The organism is Proteus vulgaris (assembly GCF_016239305.1).
Lineage (GTDB): Bacteria > Pseudomonadota > Gammaproteobacteria > Enterobacterales > Enterobacteriaceae > Proteus > Proteus vulgaris_C.
This window is the reverse complement of the sequence record NZ_JAEHOQ010000037.1, coordinates 1-23,188: the sequence shown is the minus strand read 5'-3', so window position 1 is coordinate 23,188 and position 23,188 is coordinate 1. Positions and strand designations below refer to the sequence as shown.

The following is a 23,188-nucleotide window of genomic DNA, read 5'->3' as shown; positions in this document are numbered from 1 at the left end:
GCACCTGCACCCCCGACTAAGACCGTATTATCGCCGCTGGTCGTGCGATATTCATTATTGTTGTTTTTAATGCGTTTTTTGTAATCTACATAGCCTGAGAATATTTCCCAACGTAACTCATTTAATGTCGCGCCTCGCATATTGAAGGTTTTATTGACGGTTTGAGCTTGTTTGGCGTGAACCTTACCATCAATAACCACTTCGACTTCAACTTGATAAATACCAAAAGGGAGGGGGGCGGTGTCGACTTCAAAACTCCCCATGGGGAAGTTTTGAATGCTTAATAATTTACCATCACGATAAACGCGTACTTCACCGGCACTGGGTAAAAAGACGGTGATCGGGGTTAACGAGAGTTGTGAGTGACTGACTTTGGATGAGGAATTATTGCCGTAAGTAATACCGTAAACTTTACTGCTATTGAGCGCCGACATCGATGCGATAGATTGTAAGTTCCACGTATTTAATAGACCAAAAGCAAAACGGCGACCATTAAAGTCACGCTCAAACATGGCGCGATAAAAATCAAAAGACTGCTCTGCGGTGCCTAATCCATAAGCCGTGGCGCTCAGGTTTAAGTGGTTTTCAGCAAAACTCCAGATACTATCGATTGAAAAATAACTGTTGGTGTTATCTTTTTGCTGTTTCATCTTATTGTTATAGACACCTAAATTATAGGTGGTGACAGAAGATACATTATCAACCGTTGATTTGCCTAACATTTCCGAACGTGCTTTGACTTGCGTGGCCAGACCCGCCTCATTGACATCTAACGACATAATAAAAGTGCTTAAATCAAAATTAAGCGTCGCATCAGGAGAGAGTGTGATCGTGTTATTTTGATCAAAGGGCTTATCTTTGAGCTCATTTAATGATTGAACGAGCTGTTCATTGATGGACGCTGTTTGTGTTTCACCTTCATCAAGGGTCGGTGTCACGGAGCTAATGGTGATTTTATTGTCTTTTAACACCACTAATGCATCGGCAATTTTATTACGGCTTTGCTCTTCTAAAACCGATTGCTCAGAAAGATCGTAACGTAAATAAACAGGGATCGTCATGCCTTCTTCTAATGCGGTGGCAAAGACACTAGGAATAATATAGTTACCTATCTTTAAATTGGCGGGCTGGCTATATGTATTCTCGGACAATAGGAATATAGCAATACCTAATGCCACCACTGATTTGCGCACAATAGATCCTTATGAAATTAAAAATTAATTTACAATAATAAAATCGTCGTTATGCCAAATGCCGACAGTTGCTTTTTTACTTTGAACATCGACTTGTTTGAGTTTGACGCCAAGGCCTGGCATAACGTAGTAGCGTTCACTACAGCGGTTATTTTCATTTTTTGTGACAGCATCAGGCATACAATCGCCAGTGGCGACAGTGCGAAATGAACTATTTCCCGTGTTAAACACCACACGCGCTTCTTTATCAAATTGGTAATCAAATTTTTCTTGGCGAGGAGCAACCACTAAAATGGTGCTTATCATGGCAGACGTCGTTGCCGTTGCGGCCTTGGCGCTCTGTGTTGATCCGGTCTCAGTCACGGGATCGTCACGCCATACTAAACGGTAGTAACGCTCTTGATTATCACTGGGACCTTTATAGAAAATCTTGAAACTTTCTTTGGTTTTACCGGGTAAAATTAAGTTTGCTGGTGAGATCAAAATCTCGTTATTGACTAAAGGGAGCACTTTTCCATCATCCAATGGAGATGAAATACGCTCAATAGATAATCCGACTAAACGAGCCTGATCGACATTATTTTCAATTTCTTTGGCAAGTATTGTTTGGTCAGATGGCATCGTTTCGGTGATCGCACCGACATGAATGGCTGCTGCAAATTGGCTATAAAAAATCAAAGGACTCAAACAGGCTAATATTATTTTTTTCATCATGGATCCTAGAAGGAAGAGCGAAAGCTCGCTCATCCTTTATGATTAAAAGACAATTTTGTGGATCACAGACTATGGTGTAGCAGTGAAGTCGCCTTCCCAAGTTGCAGTGAACTGAACTTTAACGTCGCCATCCCAGTAACCATCAGCTAAATCAGAGAATTTAGCATCAGCACCAGCAATTTTTGCAGATGCGATATTGAAGGCGAATTGACTTTGGCCACTGACGCGGTCTTTACCGTTGTAAGCGCCATCTTGAGCTAAGAAATCAAGACCTGCGGTTGTACCACCTTTAACATCAACCATTGTAGTTTCTGTTGAGTCACTTAATGCAGTACCATTCCATTTAACACCAACAGTTAACTCGCTATCGTCAGCTGTGCGGCTTAATTTGTCAGAGATGATTTTAGACGTCAGTTTAAAATCAGTTGCTCCTTGTTGACCTTGGATAGTGATGTCGAAAGCACCGTCTTGAGAGTTAAATGCTTTAATACCTTCAGCGTAGTTGAAGGTTAATGATTTTAAAGGTGTAACCACTAACATGCTTTTAGTGTCTTTGTATGCTTTAGCATCCCATGAAGCAACAGCGCTTGCTTTACGAGTATCAGCTTGAGCAAGAGTAGTCGCACCCATAATAGCTACTGCAAGAACTGCTAATGTCAGTTTTTTCATATTGAAGTATCCTTTGTTGATTATTTTCACAGCATAGTGTTTTTAAATAACAGAGAGTTTTTTTAACTATATTCAGTTATTTAGGTATTTGATTGTTTATTAGTTAAATGCATATTTAAAATAAAATATACATTCCTAATGGAAAGCATTATTGAAGCTTGTGAATATTTATTTTCTTTATATCTATTAATTAATATGCAAAAGAAGTTATGAATCAAAAGTCAGAATATTTATTCTTTTCTTGATTAGTTTTTTTATTTACAAACTTGATCTGGGGTCAATTTTACGAATAAAAATATTAATTAGGATAGGATTAATCTCATAGGGTTTTATGCTAAAAAAACAAAGCATAAGTGTTTTTTAACTAAATGTGTGCATCTTTACACTAAATGCGAGTTTTTTTCGATTATTAAATAAAAAATTTTATATGTTAATAATTAATCAATATTATATAAAAAAACATTTTTTTACATTTAGACATTTTTTATACCAGCATATTCATTTATTAAGATACAATTAAATGAAATGTATCTTTTTTAGATTTGTTTTAATGATTTATACGAAAGATTACAGAGTGGGAACAAGAAAATTAAATTAAATTTTATTGATCGTCTAAAAAAGACTAACCAATATTGATCTAAAATAATATATAAAAGTTTTTACAAATAATTCTTGTTTGAATAAAACCAGATTTAATAAAAATATTATTTTGTTTCTATCAATTTAAAGATAAAACAATGTGAATGAAAAGTAAAATAATAATAAATTATTTGTTTTTATTATTTGAGCAAGCATAGTTAAAAAGGATCATCATAAGATAACTATGTAATCAAAATGCTCTATTATGCAATCCTATACGAATTACCGTGTTTATAAGAAAGATAGATTATTAACTAAAAACAGCACTTTTTTAAGAAAATCAATAGCTGAATGGATGATGTTTTTACTTGTTATCGACTTTCTTTATTTTGTGTTTAGTAAAAAAGAAGTAAAAAGGGCTAGCAATCGAATAATGCAGAAACAGCAAATGTTGATTTTGAACATCAATGTACTGATATCAGTTTTATTTTGTCATTTAATCGTATTAGATAGAAATTAAAGTAATTATTTAGGAAAAATTTTACTATCATTAATTAATGATAGATTGCGTAATAATAAAATTAGCTTTCTAATGAATTACCTTTATTGATAAGTGTTATTAATGTTTTTTGATCGTTTTTATTAATGCCTTTTTAGATAACTATCATCTCTTTCATTTAAATAGATATTAAAGATTAATATGACTAACGCTACTTTAAAATCTATTATATTTAATTGATCCTTATTTTGTTGTTATAACTCCTTGATTTTAAATCATATAAATAAAATCTAAATAAAGTGTTATTATTTCTAAATATCCAAATATAATCTTGCCTATAACCATTTTAAAAATATAAATAATTATCTTTTGATGTTATCTAATATAAAAGTTTTATTTTTTATTTTTCTAAGGAAATTGAATTAATAACGTGTTATATCAATAGTTCATTAAGATTAATCACTATACTTTGGCTTTAAATTATTAGACGCCAAATTTATCATTATAATAAATCACAACATGAACTTTAAACGCTTTATTTTTAAACGACTTATCCAAGTTGTTCCTATGCTTATTATTGTCAGTATATTGGCATTTATATTAAGTCATATTTCAGCAGGTGATATTGCTGAAATTACCTTGCGAAGCAAGGGGATAATTCCAACTCCCGATAGTATTGCGGCGGTACGAACAGAACTTGGATTAGATAGACCTTTGTATATTCAATATTTAAGTTGGTTAGCACATACCTTACAAGGTGATTTTGGTACCTCTATTCAATCAGGTTTGCCTGTTAGCCAAGAAATTATGGATAGATTTCCTGCCACGTTAAAATTAGCATTGGTGTCTACACTCTTTGCTATCATTTTATGTGTTCCTATTGCGTTAGCCTCGGTACGTTTTAAAGATACACCGATTGATCATGGTATTCGTTTTTTAACGACAATGGCTGCGACCTTACCTGATTTTTGTCTCGGATTATTGTTACTGTATATCTTTGCGATCCAGCTACATATTGCACCAGTGATTGCTGGTGACAGTATGCAAAATATTCTCTTACCTGCTTTAACGCTCAGTGCTGGTTATGCAGCCATGTACACTCGTATTTTACGTAATAACTTAATTGAGGTGAGTTATACAGATTACATTCGGGCTGCAAGGGCGAGAGGGCTGGGTAAAACAGAAGCTCTTTTCCGTCATGGTTTAAAAAATGCCGTTTTACCTTGTATTACGTTAATTGGTGTGAACTTTGGTAAATTGCTAGGGGGGCAATTTGCGTGTGAAACCATTTTTTCATGGAATGGAATTGGTAAATTTGCCGTAGACAGTATTCGCCTTAAAGACTTACCGGTTATTCAAGGTTATATCGTTGTTGTTGCGGTGACCTACATCGCTATTAATTTATTGATCGATGTGTTGTATGTGTTTATCGATCCAAAAATAATGATGGAGTGATCGCGATGCAACTGAACTTCCTACAGCGATTCTTACAACAACGTTTAGCCATGACTGGCGTTGCGATCATTCTATTTTTGGTGATTTTGGGGATCTTTGCGCCTTATTTAGCCCCTCATGATCCTTATCTGACTAATGTTAAATTGAAACTAATGAGCGCCAGTTTTGATTATCCTCTAGGAACCGATCAATTAGGGCGTTGTGTCTTTTCTCGCTTAATTTATGGTATTCGAACCAGCCTTTCTACTGCGGTATTAGCTACGGCATTGATGCTCAGTATTGGTATTCCGTTAGGAATTTTAGCAGGTTATGTTGGAGGTAAAACTGATAACCTGATCATGCGTCTTGTTGATATAGCCTCAACATTTCCATCAAGTTTATTAGCATTGGCAGCCATTGGGATCACAGGCCCTAGTTTAATGACGATTTTATTGGTGTTTATTGCTCTGTGGTGGGCACCTTTTGCCCGTATTATTCGTGGCTCTGTTATTGCTTTAAAAGAGAAAGATTTTATTCAAGCTGCAGTGTCTGTCGGTTCGCCTCATCGTCGTATTATCTTTCATCATATTATTCCTAATGCTATGTCATCCATTATTGTTCTTGCCACATTACGTATTGCAGCAGTGATCACACACGTTGCGGCATTTTCATTTATCGGTTTAGGCTCACAACCCCCCATTGCGGATTGGGGAGTGATGTTAAGTGATAGCCGGCAATATATGACGCAATATCCCATGATGATTATCTATCCTGCACTCGCCATTATGTTGTCCGTCTGGGCCTTGAATATGATTGGTGAAGGGTTAAATGATGTCTTACAAAACAATGCCAAAGCCTTAGATTTGAAAAAACAGGAGGAGATTTAATATGTGTACTAAACCTGTTTTATCCGTCAAAGGGCTGACAACTGTTTTTCAGCAACAAAAGAGTGAATTTGTGGCGGTGAACAATATTGACCTTGAGCTCTATGCTGGAAATATAACAGCACTGATTGGTGGTTCGGGAAGTGGGAAATCCGCTACCGCACTCTCTTTAATGAATTTAGTAGATAAACCTGGAAAAGTTGTCTCTGGTGAAATCACTTTACTAGGTGATGTTATTTCGAATAAAAGCGAAAGGCAGTGGCGAAATATTCGTGGACAAAAAATTGCCATGATTTTCCAAGAGCCAAGAAGTGCCTTAAATCCTACCATTAAAATAGAAAAGCATTTTGCTGAATCGCTATCTCCTTTATGGCGTAAGAAATCAAAAACAGAAAAGCGACAGCGATATAAAGATATTTTATCTCGTCTTGGGTTAAGCCATGTGGATGAGTTGTTAAATAAATATCCATTTGAGTTAAGTGGCGGTATGTGTCAGCGCATTATGGTGGGGATGGGGTTGTTATCTGAAGCACAAGTGGTTATTGCGGATGAGCCAACGGCTTCTTTAGATCTCACCACGCAAGCGGCTATTTTATATGAAATTGATCGTTTGAAATCATTAGGGATCGCGATTTTGCTGATCACTCACGATCTAGGCATTGTAGCGCAAATGGCCGATAACGTTTATGTGATGTATCAAGGTGATATTGTGAGTTCAGGCAGTGTGTCTCAACTTTTTGATGAGCCTCAACATGAATATACCCAACGTCTATTCTCAACAATAAATCGGGGAGAATAAGATGCCATTAATCGAAGTAAGAAATCTTGCTAAATATTATCAAAAAAAAGGGATCACGACCTGTGCTGTCGCTAATGCTTCATTTTGTATTTATCGAGGTGAAACGTTGGGTGTTGTGGGGGAGTCTGGATGTGGAAAAACGACGCTTGGTAAATTATTACTGAAATTAGAACAAAGTGATAAAGGGGTTATCACCTTTTCAAAGCAAGAGATCACGCATTTTAGTTTTAAACAGATGCGTCAAATTCGCCAAAATATGCAGATGATCTTTCAAGCCAGTGCAGATACGTTTAATCCTTATTTTACCGTAGAACAAATTATTGCTGAACCACTCATTAATTATAAAAATCTGACTCGCCAAGAGCGACAGCAGCTTATTGGTAAAACATTAGAGTTAGTCGGATTAGACAGCTCTTTTTTATCAAGACATTCTGATGCGCTTTCAGGTGGGCAAAAACAACGTATTGGTATTGCAAGAGCGTTAGTGCTTGAGCCAAAATTTGTGGTGTGTGATGAAATTGTCTCTAGTATTGATTTTGCGTTAAAACAGCAAATTCTGACGTTAATTAATACGCTTAAAAATAAATTACAACTCACTTATCTGTTTATTTCTCATGATATTTCAGCGGTTAACTTTGTGAGTGATCGGATTATTGTGATGTATCTTGGTCATATTGTTGAAGTTATTCCTAAAATGGATAACGGTGTTCAACATCCTTATAGCCAAACTTTATTGTCTGCAGTATTGCCAACTCATCCTTCACAACGCACACCTTTTAAGCAACAGATCTACACCGATGCACCCAAAACACAAATGGGTTGTCCTTATTACCACCGTTGTTTAAATCGACAAGATATCTGTAAGCAACAAAATCCTCCTTTGATAGAAATTGCATCTAACCACTGGGTTGCATGCCATAAAATAACGCATTAATAACAATAAGATGGAAAGAGAAAAGAATATGTTTAAGCAATTAATACACCGAACTTTATTAGTTGGTTTTCTTTCAATAACCGCATTAACGGGCTGTAATGATGAAAAACTAACAGAAAACACCACTCAAGTTGAGCAGAAAAAAGAAGTCGTTGTTGCTATTTATCGTGATGGTGCGATGAATATGCTTGATGCTGCCAGTTATAACGGACCTCATTTTGTCTTTAAAATGATTTATGACGGTTTAACAGAAGATGGCGGTGAAGGTAAGATTATTCCAACATTAGCAACCAGTTGGGATATTTCAGAAGATGGTAAAACCTATACTTTTAAACTGCGTGAAAATGTGAAGTTTTCAGATGGTACCCCGTTTGATGCCGACGCAGTTATTTTTAATTTAAAACGTTGGGTGAATAATCCTCGTTATAGTCAAATTACTGCAACATTAGTAGACTCAATGGAAGCCATTGATAAACATACAGTGCGTATTACTTACAAAAATCCTTCTTATCCTATTTTAATGGAAATGACCTATCCTCGACCTGTACGTTTTTTAAGCCCAGCTTCGTTAGGTGAAGAGGGTAAAACCTTTACTAAACCAGTCGGAACAGGCCCTTGGATGCTAGAAAGTTATGAAAAAGATAAAAGCTTTACACTGGTACCAAATCCTTACTATTGGGGCGAGAAACCAAAGCTAGATCGCATTATTTTTAAAGTTGTTCCTGATGGTCAAGCACGTGTTTTTGCCTTACAAAGTGGTGAGGTAGATATTATTGGTGGTGATCTGATTGGTAAAATTCCAATGGGAAATATTCAGGAATTAGAACAAGACAAAAAGTTTGAGACATTTACTGCTGATACGCTAAGTTCTCACTTTATTGCCTTTAATCAACGGACTCCAGAGTTACAAGACAAGCGTATTCGCCAAGCAATTAACTACGCTATTGATAAAAAAAGTATTACAGAAGATCTCTTTAACCATATTGGTAAAGAAGCGACTGGAATGTATCAATCGGGAGTACCTTATGCCAGTACAAATAATAACTACACCTTAGCGGGGGATAAAGATAAAGCACAGGCATTATTAATTGAAGCAGGATATAGCAAAAATACCCAAGGTATTTTTGAAAAAGAAGGTAAGCCTTTATCGTTTTCTTTCTTACTGACAACCGATGAATTCCCAGAATGGAAAACCCTTGCAGAATTTATTCAAGCGGAATTAGCACAAACGGGTATTCAAGTTAATTTAAAAATACTCGATCGTAATGGTTATACCCAATCTACATTGGAATCGAAAGATTTTGATATGGCTTTAATGCGTACCGCTTCTGACTCATGGATGCCTCATAGTTCTATGCTAGAGATCTACGATATCCAAGCGAATAATCAGCAAGCTAAAGCATGGTATGACGAAAATCTCTCTGCCATGATTTATAAAACCTTAGCAACATTAAATGAAGAAGATCGTCAAAAAGGCTATGACGGTATTATGACTTTTATTAGCGAAGAGGCGATCACGGCACCGGTTTATCATCCCGTCACCAACTTTGCTATTAATCCTAAGAAAGTGGCTAATTTTGAAGTTGGCGTGAACAACTACGCACCTGTTGCGTGGGAAAAACTCACTGTACCTCACACACCTGAAAAATAGCCTCTACGGCGCTCTTGTTATCTTTATAAGATCTTTGTGGCGCCGTAATTTTGTTGATTTATTTTAGTTTATATACTGATAGGTTTTGTTATGCAGGACTCAAAAGATAAATTATTAAAAAATTGGACAGAGGGTGCTGAAAATTACAGTAACTTGATCCAACTAGAATTAAACGGTTTTCAGCGAGAAGCGTGGTTGAATATTATTCATGAATATTGTGGTCAACAGGGCAAATTGAAGGTACTGGATGTGGGAACGGGCCCTGGCTTTTTCTCTATCATTATGGCGAAAGCTGGGCATAAAGTGACGGCAATAGATTGCACAGATGCGATGGTTGATGTTGCGAAGAAAAACTTTGAAGCTTACCAAGTCGATGTTGAAGTGATGCAAGGTGATAGCCATTGCCTGCCTTTCCCTGATGATCACTTTGATTTGGTGATTAGTCGTAATGTGGCATGGACGTTATTAGATGCAAAACAGGGTTATAAAGAGTGGTTACGTGTCTTAAAACCGGGGGCAAGAACACTGATTTTTGATGCTAACTGGAATCGCTATTTATTTGATGGCTCCTTAAATCAGAAGAATAGTGAAGATATTGAAGCATATACCGCACTGTTTAATGAAAAGCCTGCAGGTTATAGTGATGCGATGCTCGATTACCGTAAAAGCATGCCGATGTGTCAAAAAATTAGACCTCAATGGGATCTTGATACATTAGTAACCCTTGGTTATTCAGAACTGACTTGTTTAACCAATATTAATGAGCGAGTGTATGATGAAAAACGCAAAGTCCTTTATCGCTCAACACCGATGTTTATGATTGCGGCAAGTAAGCCTCGGGTAAAAATAGCTTATTAGTTGCGATAAAAATAAAGTCCTATCAACATAACTAATGGTGGATAGGACTTTTATGATATTTGTAATTTTTAGTATTAATGTACTGAAGTAACGGTTTTAGGTGTTGCTGATCTCCGGTGAAAATAAGCCGTAATAAGCAATATGGCATAAAATATTGCCCCCATCAGCCATAGCAAACCATCCCAATAAGCGATGCTATAGCTATAAATAAAGGCAAATAAGAGTGGGCCAATAATACCCGTGATATTGGTTAAGCTTACAAGTGTACCTTGTAGTTTCCCTTGCGCATTATCATCAACAGATTTTGATAAATAACCTTGTAAAGCAGGTTGTCCCATTCCTCCAGCAGCCAAGCAGATTAATGCGGGTAATATCACCCAAACTTGGCTTATCCAAGCTAATAATAAACAGCCCATCATATCAATAGACATACTGAGCATAATGGTGGTTTTTTCGCCCCATTTCTGTGCTAATTTCCCAGCGACAACCGCTTGAAAGAAAATATGCAATACACCCAGAGCTGCCAAAGACATACCGACCGATGTCGTATTCCAATCAAAACGGTATTGTGTAAATAACACCCAAATAGTGGCAGGGATTTGACCGATAAGTTGGATGATAAAATAGGCAGCCAGCCAAAAATAGAGGTTTTTCTTAATAAACCCCGTGATTGAATTTGATGCCGTTTGAGTGCATGTATTTGTAACTTGCGTTTCTCTCTTTTGTGTTTCATAAAAAAATAGTAATGAGAGTATTAATAAGATCGAGTGTGAAATAGCAGCAAATATAAATGGAGTATGAGCAGTTATTTCACCTAATAATCCTCCTAACATTGGGCCAATAATAAGACCAACACCAAAAGCGCCGCCTAAAAAGCCAAAATAGCGAGTTCGATTTTTAGCGGGAGTAACATCACTCATGGCTGATGCACATACAGCACCTGTTGCACCTGTGACGCCCGCAATAATGCGCCCAATGTAGAGCATCCAAAGAGTCGTTGAGAATGCCATTAAGAGGTAATCGATCGCTGCGCCTAAAAGGGAAAACAGCAAGATAGGTTTTCTGCCGTATTTATCAGACAGACGTCCTAAAATAGGTGCAAAAATAACCTGCATGGTAGCATAGAGCGCTAATAGCACACCGTAATGAGTTGCGAGTGAATTTTCACTGACAAATTCATTTAATAGCGTAGGGAGTACTGGCATGATAAGCCCAATGCCGATGGCATCTAATACGGTGATCAGCAGTATAATAACAATTGATTTATTCATTGAGATCCTAAAAAAAATCTATCAGTGATAGAGTGAGTGTAAAATATCTCTATCAGTGATAGATTGTCAAGGCTATTTTACTTTGAGGTAGATAATGGCAAAGCTAGATAAAGAACAAGTTATTGATAATGCGTTGATATTACTTAATGAAGTGGGGATCGAAGGTCTAACAACACGCAAATTAGCGCAAAAAATAGGGGTAGAGCAACCCACATTGTATTGGCATGTGAAGAATAAACGTGCGTTGTTAGATGCATTAGCAGAAACTATTTTGCAAAAACATCATCATCATGTTTTGCCATTGCCTAATGAAACATGGCAGGATTTTTTGCGAAATAACGCGAAAAGCTTTCGCCAAGCCTTATTAATGTATCGTGATGGTGGCAAAATTCATGCAGGAACTCGCCCGTCTGAAAACCAATTTGAGACATCAGAACTGCAATTACAGTTTTTGTGTGATGCCGGATTTAGTTTATCTCAAGCCACATATGCTTTGAGTTCTATTGCGCATTTTACATTAGGTTCAGTTCTTGAAACTCAAGAGCACCAAGAAAGCCAAAAAGAGCGTGAAAAAACAGAACCCAATGCTATTCACTATCCGCCATTATTAACTCAGGCTGTTGCTATTATGGATAGTGATAATGGTGATGCTGCGTTTTTATTTGTCCTTGATGTGATGATTTCAGGGCTTGAAACGGTGTTACGTAATACTCAATAAATCTAAATTCGCTGACGTCCTTTTTGGCTAATTAATTGCCCCTGTATGTCAGCGATACCAATATACGCTATACAGCCTGCATTAAACTGTAAATAGTCATCTTCGATGCCATCAGAAAAAATAACCCCATTTTCTGGCATCAAAGATTCTAATTGTAATGGTGAGTCCGGTTCAATAGTGCCAAAAGTCAGTGCGACACCTGTTGTTCTGCTAGGAAACGGTTCTCTGACACTAAATTGTAGCTTTCGATCACCCCAGTTAAACCCTTGTAACAGAGGGTGCGAAGCGTCTCCTGTTATTGCCATTGCGCCAGCAAGAATGGATTGAAACCATCCAGTCGATCCCAATCCCGTTGACACAATGATGCCTGATGAGGATTGTGCTTCTTGAGCGCCACCCCATTGCAAAATATAACGCGCAGAAGTGTGACTTTTAGGACCAATAAATAAGTCATTAACTGCTAATAATGATTGACCATCATTAGTTGTTGCTTGTGCGAAAGTGACTGTTTTAAATGGCATTTTTTGATTAATGGTATTAATCACCGTCTCTTTTAATTGCCCTATTTCGAAAGGTAATAATTTACCATCCCATCTTGATGGATCAGGATTAATTGCAATAATAGGCTGTCCGTTGAGATATTTCAGCGTATTAGCGACAAGTCCGTCTTGACCAATCACTACGACAATATCGTGGGGTGAAAATTGATAGCTAGGTAATAAGTTTCGTTCTAATAGCTGGAAGCGTCCTAATGATTTTAAAATCAATTCGGCTTGCGTTAATTGTTTTTGATATAGATTGTGTTCGTTGAGGTAATCCTTTACCTCAACATTGTTGTGTTCCAAATAAAATTTAGCTTGTGACCAAGTATTAAAGCGCTCGATTAATTCCTGCAAGCGGCTTTTTCTCATCACTAACACGAAGCGAAAATCGTTGTTACGTTGCATTATTTACCTCCTTTTTTCATAAATTGGCTAAATAAATCAGGAGTGATATTCAATTCGCCGATTTTCCCTGAATTAAGCGCTAAAGTTTCAAAGGCCATTGCCATTAACTGTTGCGAATCCATTTTTGCTAGCGCCATTGCTTTTAAGTTTTCAACGGGTAATTCACGGTAAGCACGCATGGTGGCTTCAATGGCGTAGGCATCAGCTTCTGATTGTGTTCGTTGATTTTCAGCACTTAATGCGACGAGTTCTTTGCGTTTTGCTTCAGCATTCACTTTGGCTTCAAGACGTTCTTTTTCAATCTCTGCTTGTTCTCGTAATAATGTACGTTCGTTTTCTAAACGTGCCTCTTCAATTTCTTGTCGTTTACGTTGAACGGATAAGTCAGTTTCTAATTCTGCTTCTTTAATGGTGCGTTCTTGTTCAACTGAGAATTTACGACGCGCATAGATTGCATCATCGGCTTCTTTCAGTAAGGATTCTCTTGCCTCGGCTTCTAGCGCTTTTAGGGTTTCTGGTGATGGTGTGATTGCTGCAATAGAAACATCTAAAATGGCAATACCTAATGCTTCTAATGATGAGTGTTCAATTAATTGTTCCATCACCAAGGTCACTAATGATTGGCTCAGTAATAACGCTTCTCTAAGTGGGGTACTTTGGATCTTTGCTTGAATTAAGGTTTGTGCAATACGTACAACACGGTCACTGAGTTTGAGTGGATCCTCAGAGGCATAAGACTTGCCGTTTTTACTCAAGTTAAAGTTGAGCACTTCTGCCGCTTTTTCAGGGGCTTTGACCTGAAATGAAATTTGTCCTTGAATGCGTAAGCCTTGAAAGTCTGCGGTTTGGAAATTAAAAATAAATGGCGCTTCTTGTGCATTTAAAGGTAAGGCGGCAATAGAGGTTGTGGCTGAGTTATACCAAAAACTCAAACCCTTACCTTGTTGGCGGATTTTGCCATTAACGGATTTAATGATGAATGTTGATGAGTCAGCTTTAAAATAATTTAAGTTAAACATAGTATTTCCTTATTAAGTGTCTTTATGACAATAACTGCATTGTGTCTTATGGACACTATTCTTGTCAACTGATTTAGTGTCTTTATGACAAAATTTGATTTTCTGCTGTTTAACCTTAAAATAGCCTCATCATTTTCTAATAAAGCTTACGCCATGAATGAACAAGATTTTTTAGCCAGTTATAACCGTCGTGATTTCCTATCGCCATTGATCACCGTTGATGCTGTACTGTTTACTTATCATGAAGAGCAGTTAAAAGTATTATTAGTGAAAAGAGGGGAGCATCCTGAAAAAGGAAAATGGGGTTTACCCGGTGGGTTTGTCGATGAAGTACAGGACAAATGCCTTGAAGACACAGTGCTACGAAAATTAAAAGAGAAAACGGGTGTGATCCCTCCTTATATTGAGCAACTCTGTTCAGTGGGAAATGATCAGCGCGATGCAAGAGGCTGGTCGGTGACAGTCTGTTATACCGCGTTAATGGCACATCAAGCGTGCGAAGCTCATATTGATACCGTGGATTCGGTAATGTGGTTGCCGATTGATAAGGTTACACAACAAAGCTTAGCTTTTGATCATCAACAATTAATTACACAAGCAAGAGAACGTTTAAAGCAAAAATCACTCTATTCAATTGTACCCGGATTTACATTACCCGAAGTGTTTACCTTGCCGGAGTTACAGCATGTTCATGAAATTTTGATTGGTAAAGAGATCCAGAAAAAATCATTTAGACGACGCATTGAACAAGCAGATTTATTGATTGATACAGGAGAAAAACGGGCTGAAAGAGGACGCCCCGCCAGTCTGTATCGACTCAAAGAGGCATCTGCGGATTATCGCTTTATTCGTAATCTTGAGTTTTAAAAAGTCGTTTGTTTATAAAGCCAACTATTTTACAAAGTTAGTTGTTTTATAAAGTAGTGAGCGCCATCTCGAATGGCGTCATCTGCCACTTTCATCATACGTGAATAATGTAAAAAGGCATGTAATGTGCCGGAATACATTTTATATTCACAAGGTAATTGATGCGCTTCTAGGGTTTTAAATAGCGTCACACTATCATCAATAAGTGGATCGTATTGTGCGCTGGCGATAAAGCAAGGTGGAATATCTTGAGTTAAATCATTATTAAATAAGCAATAATACGGGTCGTCACGACTGCCAAGTGCGGTTAAATACGCATTGTCATACTCTTCTAAATCTTGCTGGCGCAATCCATCCCATTCACCACCATAAAGTCGACGGCTGGTGGAATCACGTAAGCCATATAACCCATACCAAAGTAAAGCTGCACTCACTTTGCCACAGTGAATGTGTTTGTCACGTAACCATAATACGGTGGCAAGTGATAACATGGCACCTGCGGAGTCACCAGCAAAACCAATACGTTGAGTATTAATATCATAGTATTTTGCATGTTGATGATAATATTGACAAACCTGTGCTGATTCATCAATGGCTTGAGGATAATGCGCTTCCGGTGACAATGAATAATCAATACCAATAACAGTACAGCCAGTATAACTGGCAAGTAGTCGCATAATGCGATCGTGAGTATCTAAATTTCCTAAAATAAACCCCCCGCCATGCAGATAATAGAGCGTTGCGGGTGTTTTTTCCTTGGGTTGATAAAGACGTGTTAATACATTTCCATAAGAAGTACTAACCGAAATATCTTTTATATTAAACATCTCTGGTGCATCCGCATTCCAATAACGCCTATCTTGGTTATAAGCAAGGCGCATTGATGGATAGCTGTCATTCTCTGGTGCGGGTTGCGGATTATCTGCATAAAATTGCATCACTTGTTTCATCTCTGGCGAAATAAGTTCTAGCACATTGATTTTATTTTTAGTTTTCATTCATGCCTCCAATTATCACTGTGGGGTATTGTAAATAATGAGGCTTAATAAACTGAGATCTTGATATCCAATATTGAACGTTAACGCTAAATGGAAAGGGTGAAATATGAAATTGTGATCTGACTTAGATTTAAAGAGGATGGCCAAAATAGGATTGATTGCACAGTTTTTCTTAACTAAATAACGCTATTAAGAATAAAAATGATTATGAGATGTGTTATTATATCCTTATATTTAATCTTCTTTTATAAAAGAAAAATGAAAATAAAATTAGCTATTTTAAGTTTATTTTGCAGTACCAGTTTACTAAATGGGTGTGCTACTCAATCAATACAGCCGGATGCACAATCTAATTTGTTATTGAAACCCAAATTAGTCAATGAACCTGAGAAACTGACTCAGAGTGAAATAAATGAGCCAAATCTTACGGTTAAAAATCGCCCTAAAAATTTATTTCGGGTATTTCCTAATTATCCTGTAAAAGCGTATTTTCAAGGCATTGAGGGGGCGTTAAATATTAAATTTGATATTGATGAAAATGGGTATGTTCAAAATATTAGGATGTTAGATTCCCCTTTAGTGGAGGTTTTTGGTTTGTCGGCTGTTAATGCTATGGAAAAATGGCGTTATGAGTCAGGAAAACCGACAAAAGATTTAAATTTAACAATGGAATTTAAACGTTAATTTAAAAATAGCTTTAGGAATAACACCATTAATAAAAGTAAAGCTAATAAGATAACAAAGAGAATAACCCGCCATAAACTAAACGGATTATTCTCTTACTTTATTAATTTGAGACTAATTGCACCACAACAAGTCGCCCGCCTTCGTCTGTCGATAATACAAATTGCAATCCGTCAGTTAAGGCAATTTTATCGCCAATCGCTATCTGTTTTTTCTCCGGCAATACCATTAATCCATTAATACGCTCATTAACAAGCCACCATGTTGAATTGTGATAAACGAAATAACCTACACGCTTTTTCTGTTCATTTGTGGTGCGCTCATTGGGTGCAATAAGGCGATTAACGTGCCAAGGAAACAGCGATTGATTACTCCAGACCATTAAACGGTGATCGTCAGGCCTGAAGCTACCGGCTTTACGGGAAGAGTAGAGATTTAAAATCGGCAATTGCCCTTTATATGGCGTATGACAATAAGGGCACACAGGGTGTGTTTTTCCAGAAAAAACATACCATTGCTGTTCACAATCTTTATTCTGACAAGGCTGAACCAAATCTACCGTTTTGACTAAAGCGGTTTCCCATTCATCTGCGGTAGGCCGTTGTGAAGGTTCGTGTAACCCTGAAATAAAGGCTCTTTCAAAAAGAGGCGTCAGGTACGGACCCATAATAGTGTATGGGATTTTTTCAGGATCAGCCCAAGGTAGAGATGACGGTTTTACCTGATTAAGTTTTACTGCATTGCTACGATCTGTTGGGTGTTCAATAAACAGTGCTTTTTCACCCATAGAGAGTGTTTCATCACGCATTTCATCGTCAAGATCATGAATTTTACCGCCCCGTAAAGGGTGGCGATAAAACAGATACATATAGATTAATACCGCAAGGGCGTGTCTATCAGTGGTGATACTTGGCAAAATACGGTTAGGATCTTCTTTTGGCAAATGGCTGGTTTTTACCACTTCTGGTGCAATAAAATCAGGTGTTCCGACAACATCAGGTGGGTATTTTCCAGGAACCACTAAACCATCAATATCAATCACACAAGCATGACCTTGCTCAGGATCGATAAGGACGTTTTTATAACTTAAATCGCTATGACATAAACCTGCCGCATGCATTCGACGTACTGCACGAGAGAGCAATAAACAGACTTTCAAGTAATTTAATAAATTGCCTCTTTCTCTAGGATCGAGAAATTTATTTTGGTTGTTGGCGCTTGCAAACCATTTACCTTCTTTTTCTCGGCCTTTTATAGCAAGAAAGTCATTGTTTTTAGATCCATATTTGAAGAAAAAGTGGGATTGATACGTCGGCACCACAATACCGATTTTGCCTTGATGTTCAACAACATCAGTTGGCCAGCAAAAAAGATCTTTCCAGTATTCACCACCACTTTGCTCAAAGATATTATGGCGATAAGAGCCTGTTATCATATCAATTCTATCTTTGGCTTGTGTATTTTGTTTTGTCTTATAAAAGGCAACAACATAGGTTTTGTCAGGGGAAAAGTAGACATCTTTCATTGAGCCAGAGCCAATAATTTCATTGACGTACTGGACGGTTTTCCCACTTTGTGTTGTACAGGTAATAATATCAGCCATGAAACTCACCCATTTTCTCTTTGATGATCACCAAGCCACAACCAGAGTGCGGTCATCGTGATTGCCTGCTGAAAAGAAATTTAGCCATTCGGCCAGTGTTTTATCAGCGGTTTCCGGTGAGGCTAAACAAGGCGATATTTCATCAATAAGCGCTGCCCATTTATTGGGATCTTGTAAGCCGTTATCTGTTTCAAACTTCGGATCAGACACACCGTCTGTCATTAATATCAGGTGTGAAATTTCGCTCCATTTACCAATAATAATGCGTCGATTAAATTCAATATCATTGAGTGCATTATCATCAAGAAACCGGGTTTGACCTGCATATTCACCGCTATCAGGAATACCTAAAACACGGACTTTTCCAGCGGGTCCATAAGCTGCAATTGCACCATCACCCATCCAAAAAGCAGCCGCAAATAGTTCATCATTGATACGTAAAGTCACCGTTGCCAACAGTGTAGTTGAAAACGATTTTACGGGCTCATTAATACGGATGGCTTCATTTTTTAAGTGATTAATTGCAAGCTGTGACGCATTGTGAAATAGCTTAGAAAAAAAGTTACCTACTTGCCTTTTCTCGTTCTCATCATCCCATTGGTGAATAGTGTTGAGATAAGGTGCTAATACTGGGTTTTTCTCAATGTTCAATTGTTCTTCAAGGTATTCACTGACGACTTTGGTGACAATGCGTGAACCTTCACGAGAGTAGCGAGCACTGCCTGCACCGTCAGCGACAATTAAAATATTCCATTGGCTTTTGCTATTGTGATGAATATAAAAATCATCATCGCGGAATGTACCTGCATGTTCATGAGAGCGACCGCGACGACTTGCTCCTGCAATACGAATGCCGTCTTCAAGAATAAGTTTGCTATCAATGTGTGCTTTAGGATAAGGGCTATCTGCGGGAGGTTCGTTAATTTGCCATAAGCTACGAGGATCTGGATTAATGATTAATAACACATCATTGTGGTAATGCGTTGAATTTACAGACCAGTTTATTGTCAGTGTGAAATTACCACTTTTTGTTGGTATACCAACTAAGCAACAACTTTCGGTATCAAAGGTTATGCCGAGATCTTCAGGAAAATTTACGGACTCAATTTGTGCAGTATCAAGCGTATCTAATTCAATATTAATTGATGAATTAAATTCGCTACCTACTTTGGCATTAGAAAGGGTAATTTTGGCCGTAGGGCGGTGAATAATCGGTTTTTCTATTGGCATGGGTGATGAGTGCGTTGGAATTTGCCCCGGTTTTAATGGATTTTCTTTTGGTAATGATGCTTCGTCAGAGGCTAAATTGTGGGCAGGTGGTAATAACAGAAGAATAGGTTGTACTTTGTCTTGTAGTGTTATTTTTTCTGCTGTTTTCACTTTGATTTTATCAATAATAAAATCAATATGTTGAGCGATTTCTGCATCTTCATATAACGCAATAATCAGCTCTTCATGTACAGGAATGCGCTGCGAAGTTAGCGTATCATCAATAATCAGTTTTGTGAGTAGGGCTTTTTTATCCATTAGCCTTTACCTCGAGTGACATCAAAGTCAGATTGATTGCTGTTATCTCCAAAGGTGATGTTGTTATCACACCATGGGCAAATAACCGTTTCAGGACCATTTACACAGAGTAATTTGCCACATTGGCAAACCGCGAAGGCGGTGGCATTGCCACAATAAGGACAACCAGGAGTACCATGAAGTTCACTGGTATTAACTTGATATGCCGTAGCGCTGAGATCGCTCCATGCAAAGTAATCTTCGTTTAGGGTGTAGCAACCCGTTAAATTAAACCCATTGAGGTTTAGATTAAAATCAAGTCCTGAGGCTTTCATTGGTGGGCGTTCATATTTCATTAAATAAGGCGATCGAGTGTGGCTACAACGGCCGACAAACGTGACACAAGATTCATCATAGGCACGAGCTATATCCTCTTTGGCAAGGCGAACAATTTGTTCGGTTTTGCTTAAAAGTGGCGGTGTTTCTTCGCCAACACTGCGACTATGAGAAACTACAGACATCGTTATCCATTTTATAAAACGGGTAAAATCACCTTCTTGTGCTTCAGTAAATAACAGCACATTTTCAGTTAATTGTGATAGCGCGTGTAAGTCAGCACTGAAGCCTAATCCAATTGCAATTAAGTTGACCTTATTAGCGTAGTGGGCTTTCCAGCGCTTGATCTCTTGTGCGTAATCATCGGTAGGTCTGCCGTCTGTTAAAAGGTAAACGACAGGTTTCCAATCGCCTTTTTGCTCAAGTGTGGTTTTTCTTACTTGAGTATCGATTTGGTGAGTAAGCTCTCGTAACGCACTGCCTAGTGATGTACCACCACCAAGAGGAAGCTGAGGTGGATAAAAAGAGACAACTTCAGTGAGTGGAACAATAGTTTTTGCAACGCCAGCAAAGGCAATGACAGAAACCCAAGCAGTTTCAAGAGCATGAGGATCTCGCTTGAGGTCGCTAATAATAGTCGTAAGACCGTCATTCATCTTTTTTAGGTTTTCACCTATCATCGATTCTGAGCAATCTAAAACAAAGAAAATAGGTAGCCTTCTCATTGTTATACCTTATCACTTTTAGTGGCTGTTATAGATTTGTGATGGATAAATCAAAGCCTAAATAAAATAAAAGCAAAGCCTGTTTTAGCGCTTTGCTTTTGTGGATCACAGTACCAACTGAATTTCAGGAGGCGGTGGCGGTAGTGTGTCTTTATCGGTATTAATGCCGGCACTGGAACTGCCGGATGCTACACTGGCAGAGACCCATTTGAAAAAGCCTGAGAAGGCGTTGGAGTCTAGTGTTTCTAACGCTACCACTTGAGATGTTAGCTCTTTTAGGTGGTCATGCTTGGCTTTTGGACCAACTGCGCAGGCGATGATCGAACCAAATGCGCGTTTTTTTACTTCTTTAATGGCTTCACTATAAGCATAGGCATCAGAAGGTGTGCCGTCTGTCATTAAGAAGACCAGCGGGCGCCAGTCACCTTTTTGATCACCATCAGAGCGTCTAATATCACGATCAACACACTTGATTAAGCATTCAAGAGCTGCGCCAGTAAATGTGCCACCAGAGCTAGGAACGGTGATATCGGTGAACTGGAAATCTTCTAATGCCGTTAATGGAATAAATTCACGCGCTTCATTATCATAAGTGATAATAGAGATATGTACGCTTTCTAGTGCGTAGGGATCTTGTCTCAATGCATTTAGCATTGTTTGTATTCCTACGTTAACGGCATGAATGGATTCACCTCTCATTGATCCAGATGTATCAATAAGTAAGTAAACAGGAAGTCTTCTCATTAGGTAAAGTCCTTTAAGTAAGAAACAAAACTATCTGAACTTGAAGGCTCGCCAATAGCGTTAAGTTTCCAGCCATTTTCTTCTCTGACTAATTCAGCAAATAACATCGAGCGTTGATTATTGAAGGCTTCGCCTCCTGATAAATCAAAACGAGCCATTTCTACATTTTTGGCATCAACGGCGCGGATAAAGGCATTTTGTACTTTACCGAAGTGTTGTTGTAGCTCACGTCCATTGTAAATCTGAACAATAAAGACGATTTTGGTAAATTTAGGATCTAGGGTATTTAATTTTGCGATGATCTGTTCATCATCCCCATCACCAGCGCCTGTACGGTTATCACCTGTTAACCAAATTTGTCCGGATTTGTGTTTAAGGCTATTAAAGAAAATAATATCGCCATTAACAAGAGAAGGTTGTCCACCTTCAATTTTACCCAGATCATTGACCTTGCCGTTTTCACCACATAAAAAGGCGATAACGTCTAAATCGTATTCTTCGCTTTTCTTACCAAAAAGTCCGCCCAAAAATCCACGTTTCTCTTCGTTGATATCCCAACCTAAACCGATAGTGACAGAGGAAAGGTCATATTCATTTTTCTTTAAACTAACACCTTGTCCTTTTTTTAAACTTACTGACATATTCATTCCTTTTTTATTTAAAGTACAACGTTAACCTCAGGAGGAGGTGGTGGTAAGTCATCAAGATCACTAATATCTTTCTTGGTTAAATCGACTTTTTGACTACCGACAGAAATACTGGCTGAAACCCACTTAAAGAATGACTTTATAGTGTTAGAATCTGCCGTATCTAGCCGTAATACAATCTCAGTAATATTTTTTAGTACATCCGTTTGTGCAGATTGTCCTGCTGCGCAGGCAATCACAACACCAGTACGGGCTGCTTTAAATTTCTCAACGCCTTTTTTCCAATCGTCTGTTGGTGTGCCATCAGTCATTACAAAAACAAGCGGACGCCAATCACCTTTAGTTTCAGCGGTTGTTTTTTGCACTTCATTTTCAATACGATCAGAAACTAATGTGAGTGCCTCACCTAATGCTGTAGTTCCACTTGCGACTAAATCAGGTACGCTAAAGTTAATTAAATCAGTGAGTGGAACAATTTGTTGTGCGGTTGAATTAAAGGTGATGATAGAAATATAGGCGGTTTCTAATGCGTAAGGATCTTGGCGTAATGTTGATAAGAGCATTTCAACGCCATTCTTTACTGCTTCAATAGGTTCGCCATACATAGAACCCGAGGTATCAAGTAAAAGGTAAACTGGCAATCTTCTCATGCATTTATCCTGTTAGTGAGATAGGAATAAGCGGTTAATATACTAACCGACTGATGAACGTGTTGAATTGAGATTATGCTTAGTTTAATTAAATTAGGAAAAAAACGCAGTGATGATTGTCCAATATTATTAATCTGAAAGAAGATCGTATAAAAAGTAAAATAAAAGAGAAATTAATCTATCTTCACCTTTATTTTGAGTGGTTAACGGACATTTATTATTCAAGATATTTTTTATTGATTAGTCTTAATTGGAGTAA

At 37.8% G+C, this 23,188-nt stretch carries 22 protein-coding genes; 9 read left to right on the top strand and 13 right to left on the bottom strand.

The window, feature by feature from the left end; all coding sequences use genetic code 11:
- The 3 genes from JEP40_RS19240 to ecpA all read right to left on the bottom strand — a co-directional run.
- The coding region (locus JEP40_RS19240) for a TcfC E-set like domain-containing protein (RefSeq protein ID WP_198624684.1) at positions 1-1,193 on the bottom strand (1,193 nt) is incomplete at its 3' end.
- 24 nt (positions 1,194-1,217) lie between these two features.
- On the bottom strand, positions 1,218-1,904 hold the full coding sequence (locus tag JEP40_RS18190) for a hypothetical protein (RefSeq protein WP_198624683.1): 687 nt from the start codon (positions 1,902-1,904) through the stop codon (positions 1,218-1,220).
- A gap of 72 nt (positions 1,905-1,976) precedes the next feature.
- Positions 1,977-2,576 carry a common pilus major fimbrillin subunit EcpA gene (ecpA, locus tag JEP40_RS18185; RefSeq protein ID WP_198624682.1) on the bottom strand — a complete coding sequence of 200 codons (600 nt, stop codon included), beginning with the start codon at positions 2,574-2,576 and terminating at the stop codon, positions 1,977-1,979.
- 1,597 nt (positions 2,577-4,173) lie between these two features.
- Here ecpA and JEP40_RS18180 point away from each other — a divergent pair.
- The 6 genes from JEP40_RS18180 to JEP40_RS18155 all read left to right on the top strand — a co-directional run bounded on the left by JEP40_RS18180 (position 4,174) and on the right by JEP40_RS18155 (position 10,214).
- A complete protein-coding gene (locus JEP40_RS18180) occupies positions 4,174-5,109 on the top strand; it encodes an ABC transporter permease (protein ID WP_198624681.1) in 936 nt (311 codons plus the stop codon).
- A gap of 5 nt (positions 5,110-5,114) precedes the next feature.
- On the top strand, positions 5,115-5,975 hold the full coding sequence (locus tag JEP40_RS18175) for an ABC transporter permease (RefSeq protein ID WP_198624680.1): 861 nt from the start codon (positions 5,115-5,117) through the stop codon (positions 5,973-5,975).
- A 1-nt stretch (position 5,976) separates the two neighbouring features.
- Positions 5,977-6,771 carry an ABC transporter ATP-binding protein gene (locus JEP40_RS18170; protein ID WP_198624679.1) on the top strand — a complete coding sequence of 265 codons (795 nt, stop codon included), beginning with the start codon at positions 5,977-5,979 and terminating at the stop codon, positions 6,769-6,771.
- Position 6,772: 1 nt separating this feature from the next.
- The gene (locus JEP40_RS18165) at positions 6,773-7,705 is read left to right on the top strand and encodes an oligopeptide/dipeptide ABC transporter ATP-binding protein (RefSeq protein ID WP_198624678.1); all 933 of its coding nucleotides are present in this window, start codon (positions 6,773-6,775) and stop codon (positions 7,703-7,705) included.
- Positions 7,706-7,733: 28 nt separating this feature from the next.
- The gene (locus JEP40_RS18160) at positions 7,734-9,356 is read left to right on the top strand and encodes an ABC transporter substrate-binding protein (protein ID WP_198624677.1); all 1,623 of its coding nucleotides are present in this window, start codon (positions 7,734-7,736) and stop codon (positions 9,354-9,356) included.
- 90 nt (positions 9,357-9,446) lie between these two features.
- Complete coding sequence (locus tag JEP40_RS18155; protein ID WP_198624676.1) at positions 9,447-10,214, top strand: class I SAM-dependent methyltransferase; 768 nt, start codon at positions 9,447-9,449, stop codon at positions 10,212-10,214.
- Between the two features lie 74 nt (positions 10,215-10,288).
- Here the strand turns inward: JEP40_RS18155 and tet(H-J) are convergent, their stop codons facing one another.
- Positions 10,289-11,485, bottom strand: a complete 1,197-nt coding sequence (gene tet(H-J) / locus JEP40_RS18150; protein ID WP_198624675.1) for a Tet(H)/Tet(J) family tetracycline efflux MFS transporter — start codon at positions 11,483-11,485, stop codon at positions 10,289-10,291.
- Between the two features lie 94 nt (positions 11,486-11,579).
- On the opposite strand from tet(H-J), the gene tetR reads away from it, so the two are divergent.
- Positions 11,580-12,203 (top strand): tetracycline resistance transcriptional repressor TetR, encoded by a 624-nt coding sequence (gene tetR / locus JEP40_RS18145; RefSeq protein WP_198624674.1) that lies wholly within the window; start codon positions 11,580-11,582, stop codon positions 12,201-12,203.
- Between the two features lie 2 nt (positions 12,204-12,205).
- Here the strand turns inward: tetR and JEP40_RS18140 are convergent, their stop codons facing one another.
- Both JEP40_RS18140 and JEP40_RS18135 read right to left on the bottom strand, forming a co-directional pair.
- The gene (locus JEP40_RS18140; RefSeq protein ID WP_198624673.1) at positions 12,206-13,150 is read right to left on the bottom strand and encodes a sugar kinase; all 945 of its coding nucleotides are present in this window, start codon (positions 13,148-13,150) and stop codon (positions 12,206-12,208) included.
- Positions 13,150-14,169, bottom strand: coding sequence for an SPFH domain-containing protein (locus tag JEP40_RS18135; protein WP_109400006.1), 1,020 nt, complete (start codon positions 14,167-14,169; stop codon positions 13,150-13,152). Before JEP40_RS18135 ends, JEP40_RS18140 begins: the two co-directional genes overlap by 1 nt.
- Positions 14,170-14,322: 153 nt before the next feature.
- Here JEP40_RS18135 and JEP40_RS18130 point away from each other — a divergent pair, with 153 nt between their 5' ends.
- A complete protein-coding gene (locus tag JEP40_RS18130) occupies positions 14,323-15,036 on the top strand; it encodes an NUDIX hydrolase (RefSeq protein ID WP_198624686.1) in 714 nt (237 codons plus the stop codon).
- 29 nt (positions 15,037-15,065) lie between these two features.
- Here the strand turns inward: JEP40_RS18130 and aes are convergent, their stop codons facing one another.
- Entirely contained in the window at positions 15,066-16,034 is a 969-nt protein-coding gene (aes, locus tag JEP40_RS18125; RefSeq protein WP_198624672.1) for an acetyl esterase, read from the bottom strand.
- 258 nt (positions 16,035-16,292) lie between these two features.
- Here aes and JEP40_RS18120 point away from each other — a divergent pair, with 258 nt between their 5' ends.
- Entirely contained in the window at positions 16,293-16,718 is a 426-nt protein-coding gene (locus tag JEP40_RS18120) for a TonB family protein (protein WP_198624671.1), read from the top strand.
- Positions 16,719-16,821: 103 nt separating this feature from the next.
- Here the strand turns inward: JEP40_RS18120 and JEP40_RS18115 are convergent, their stop codons facing one another.
- The 6 genes from JEP40_RS18115 to JEP40_RS18090 all read right to left on the bottom strand — a co-directional run bounded on the left by JEP40_RS18115 (position 16,822) and on the right by JEP40_RS18090 (position 22,929).
- Positions 16,822-18,321 (bottom strand): helix-hairpin-helix domain-containing protein, encoded by a 1,500-nt coding sequence (locus JEP40_RS18115; RefSeq protein ID WP_198624670.1) that lies wholly within the window; start codon positions 18,319-18,321, stop codon positions 16,822-16,824.
- A gap of 27 nt (positions 18,322-18,348) precedes the next feature.
- Positions 18,349-19,848 (bottom strand): PP2C family serine/threonine-protein phosphatase, encoded by a 1,500-nt coding sequence (locus JEP40_RS18110; protein ID WP_232799357.1) that lies wholly within the window; start codon positions 19,846-19,848, stop codon positions 18,349-18,351.
- Positions 19,848-20,888 carry a TerY-C metal binding domain-containing protein gene (locus tag JEP40_RS18105; protein ID WP_198624669.1) on the bottom strand — a complete coding sequence of 347 codons (1,041 nt, stop codon included), beginning with the start codon at positions 20,886-20,888 and terminating at the stop codon, positions 19,848-19,850. The genes JEP40_RS18110 and JEP40_RS18105 overlap by 1 nt, the downstream gene beginning before the upstream one ends.
- A 105-nt stretch (positions 20,889-20,993) precedes the next feature.
- A complete protein-coding gene (locus JEP40_RS18100) occupies positions 20,994-21,632 on the bottom strand; it encodes a vWA domain-containing protein (protein ID WP_198624668.1) in 639 nt (212 codons plus the stop codon).
- On the bottom strand, positions 21,632-22,273 hold the full coding sequence (locus JEP40_RS18095) for a TerD family protein (RefSeq protein WP_196554824.1): 642 nt from the start codon (positions 22,271-22,273) through the stop codon (positions 21,632-21,634). Before JEP40_RS18095 ends, JEP40_RS18100 begins: the two co-directional genes overlap by 1 nt.
- Before the next feature lie 17 nt (positions 22,274-22,290).
- A complete protein-coding gene (locus JEP40_RS18090; RefSeq protein ID WP_198624667.1) occupies positions 22,291-22,929 on the bottom strand; it encodes a vWA domain-containing protein in 639 nt (212 codons plus the stop codon).
- Between the last annotated feature and the right edge of the window lie 259 nt (positions 22,930-23,188).

What these genes read in the sequence shown, in the direction of transcription:
- JEP40_RS18190 (WP_198624683.1), bottom strand. Translation starts at nt 1,904, where the DNA reads ATGAAAAAAATAATATTAGCCTGTTTGAGTCCTTTGATTTTTTATAGC.
- ecpA (WP_198624682.1), bottom strand. Translation starts at nt 2,576, where the DNA reads ATGAAAAAACTGACATTAGCAGTTCTTGCAGTAGCTATTATGGGTGCG.
- JEP40_RS18180 (WP_198624681.1), top strand. Translation starts at nt 4,174, where the DNA reads ATGAACTTTAAACGCTTTATTTTTAAACGACTTATCCAAGTTGTTCCT.
- JEP40_RS18175 (WP_198624680.1), top strand. Translation starts at nt 5,115, where the DNA reads ATGCAACTGAACTTCCTACAGCGATTCTTACAACAACGTTTAGCCATG.
- JEP40_RS18170 (WP_198624679.1), top strand. Translation starts at nt 5,977, where the DNA reads ATGTGTACTAAACCTGTTTTATCCGTCAAAGGGCTGACAACTGTTTTT.
- JEP40_RS18165 (WP_198624678.1), top strand. Translation starts at nt 6,773, where the DNA reads ATGCCATTAATCGAAGTAAGAAATCTTGCTAAATATTATCAAAAAAAA.
- JEP40_RS18160 (WP_198624677.1), top strand. Translation starts at nt 7,734, where the DNA reads ATGTTTAAGCAATTAATACACCGAACTTTATTAGTTGGTTTTCTTTCA.
- JEP40_RS18155 (WP_198624676.1), top strand. Translation starts at nt 9,447, where the DNA reads ATGCAGGACTCAAAAGATAAATTATTAAAAAATTGGACAGAGGGTGCT.
- tetR (WP_198624674.1), top strand. Translation starts at nt 11,580, where the DNA reads ATGGCAAAGCTAGATAAAGAACAAGTTATTGATAATGCGTTGATATTA.
- JEP40_RS18140 (WP_198624673.1), bottom strand. Translation starts at nt 13,150, where the DNA reads ATGCAACGTAACAACGATTTTCGCTTCGTGTTAGTGATGAGAAAAAGC.
- JEP40_RS18135 (WP_109400006.1), bottom strand. Translation starts at nt 14,169, where the DNA reads ATGTTTAACTTAAATTATTTTAAAGCTGACTCATCAACATTCATCATT.
- JEP40_RS18130 (WP_198624686.1), top strand. Translation starts at nt 14,323, where the DNA reads ATGAATGAACAAGATTTTTTAGCCAGTTATAACCGTCGTGATTTCCTA.
- aes (WP_198624672.1), bottom strand. Translation starts at nt 16,034, where the DNA reads ATGAAAACTAAAAATAAAATCAATGTGCTAGAACTTATTTCGCCAGAG.
- JEP40_RS18120 (WP_198624671.1), top strand. Translation starts at nt 16,293, where the DNA reads ATGAAAATAAAATTAGCTATTTTAAGTTTATTTTGCAGTACCAGTTTA.
- JEP40_RS18115 (WP_198624670.1), bottom strand. Translation starts at nt 18,321, where the DNA reads ATGGCTGATATTATTACCTGTACAACACAAAGTGGGAAAACCGTCCAG.
- JEP40_RS18110 (WP_232799357.1), bottom strand. Translation starts at nt 19,848, where the DNA reads ATGGATAAAAAAGCCCTACTCACAAAACTGATTATTGATGATACGCTA.
- JEP40_RS18105 (WP_198624669.1), bottom strand. Translation starts at nt 20,888, where the DNA reads ATGAGAAGGCTACCTATTTTCTTTGTTTTAGATTGCTCAGAATCGATG.
- JEP40_RS18100 (WP_198624668.1), bottom strand. Translation starts at nt 21,632, where the DNA reads ATGAGAAGACTTCCTGTTTACTTACTTATTGATACATCTGGATCAATG.
- JEP40_RS18095 (WP_196554824.1), bottom strand. Translation starts at nt 22,273, where the DNA reads ATGTCAGTAAGTTTAAAAAAAGGACAAGGTGTTAGTTTAAAGAAAAAT.
- JEP40_RS18090 (WP_198624667.1), bottom strand. Translation starts at nt 22,929, where the DNA reads ATGAGAAGATTGCCAGTTTACCTTTTACTTGATACCTCGGGTTCTATG.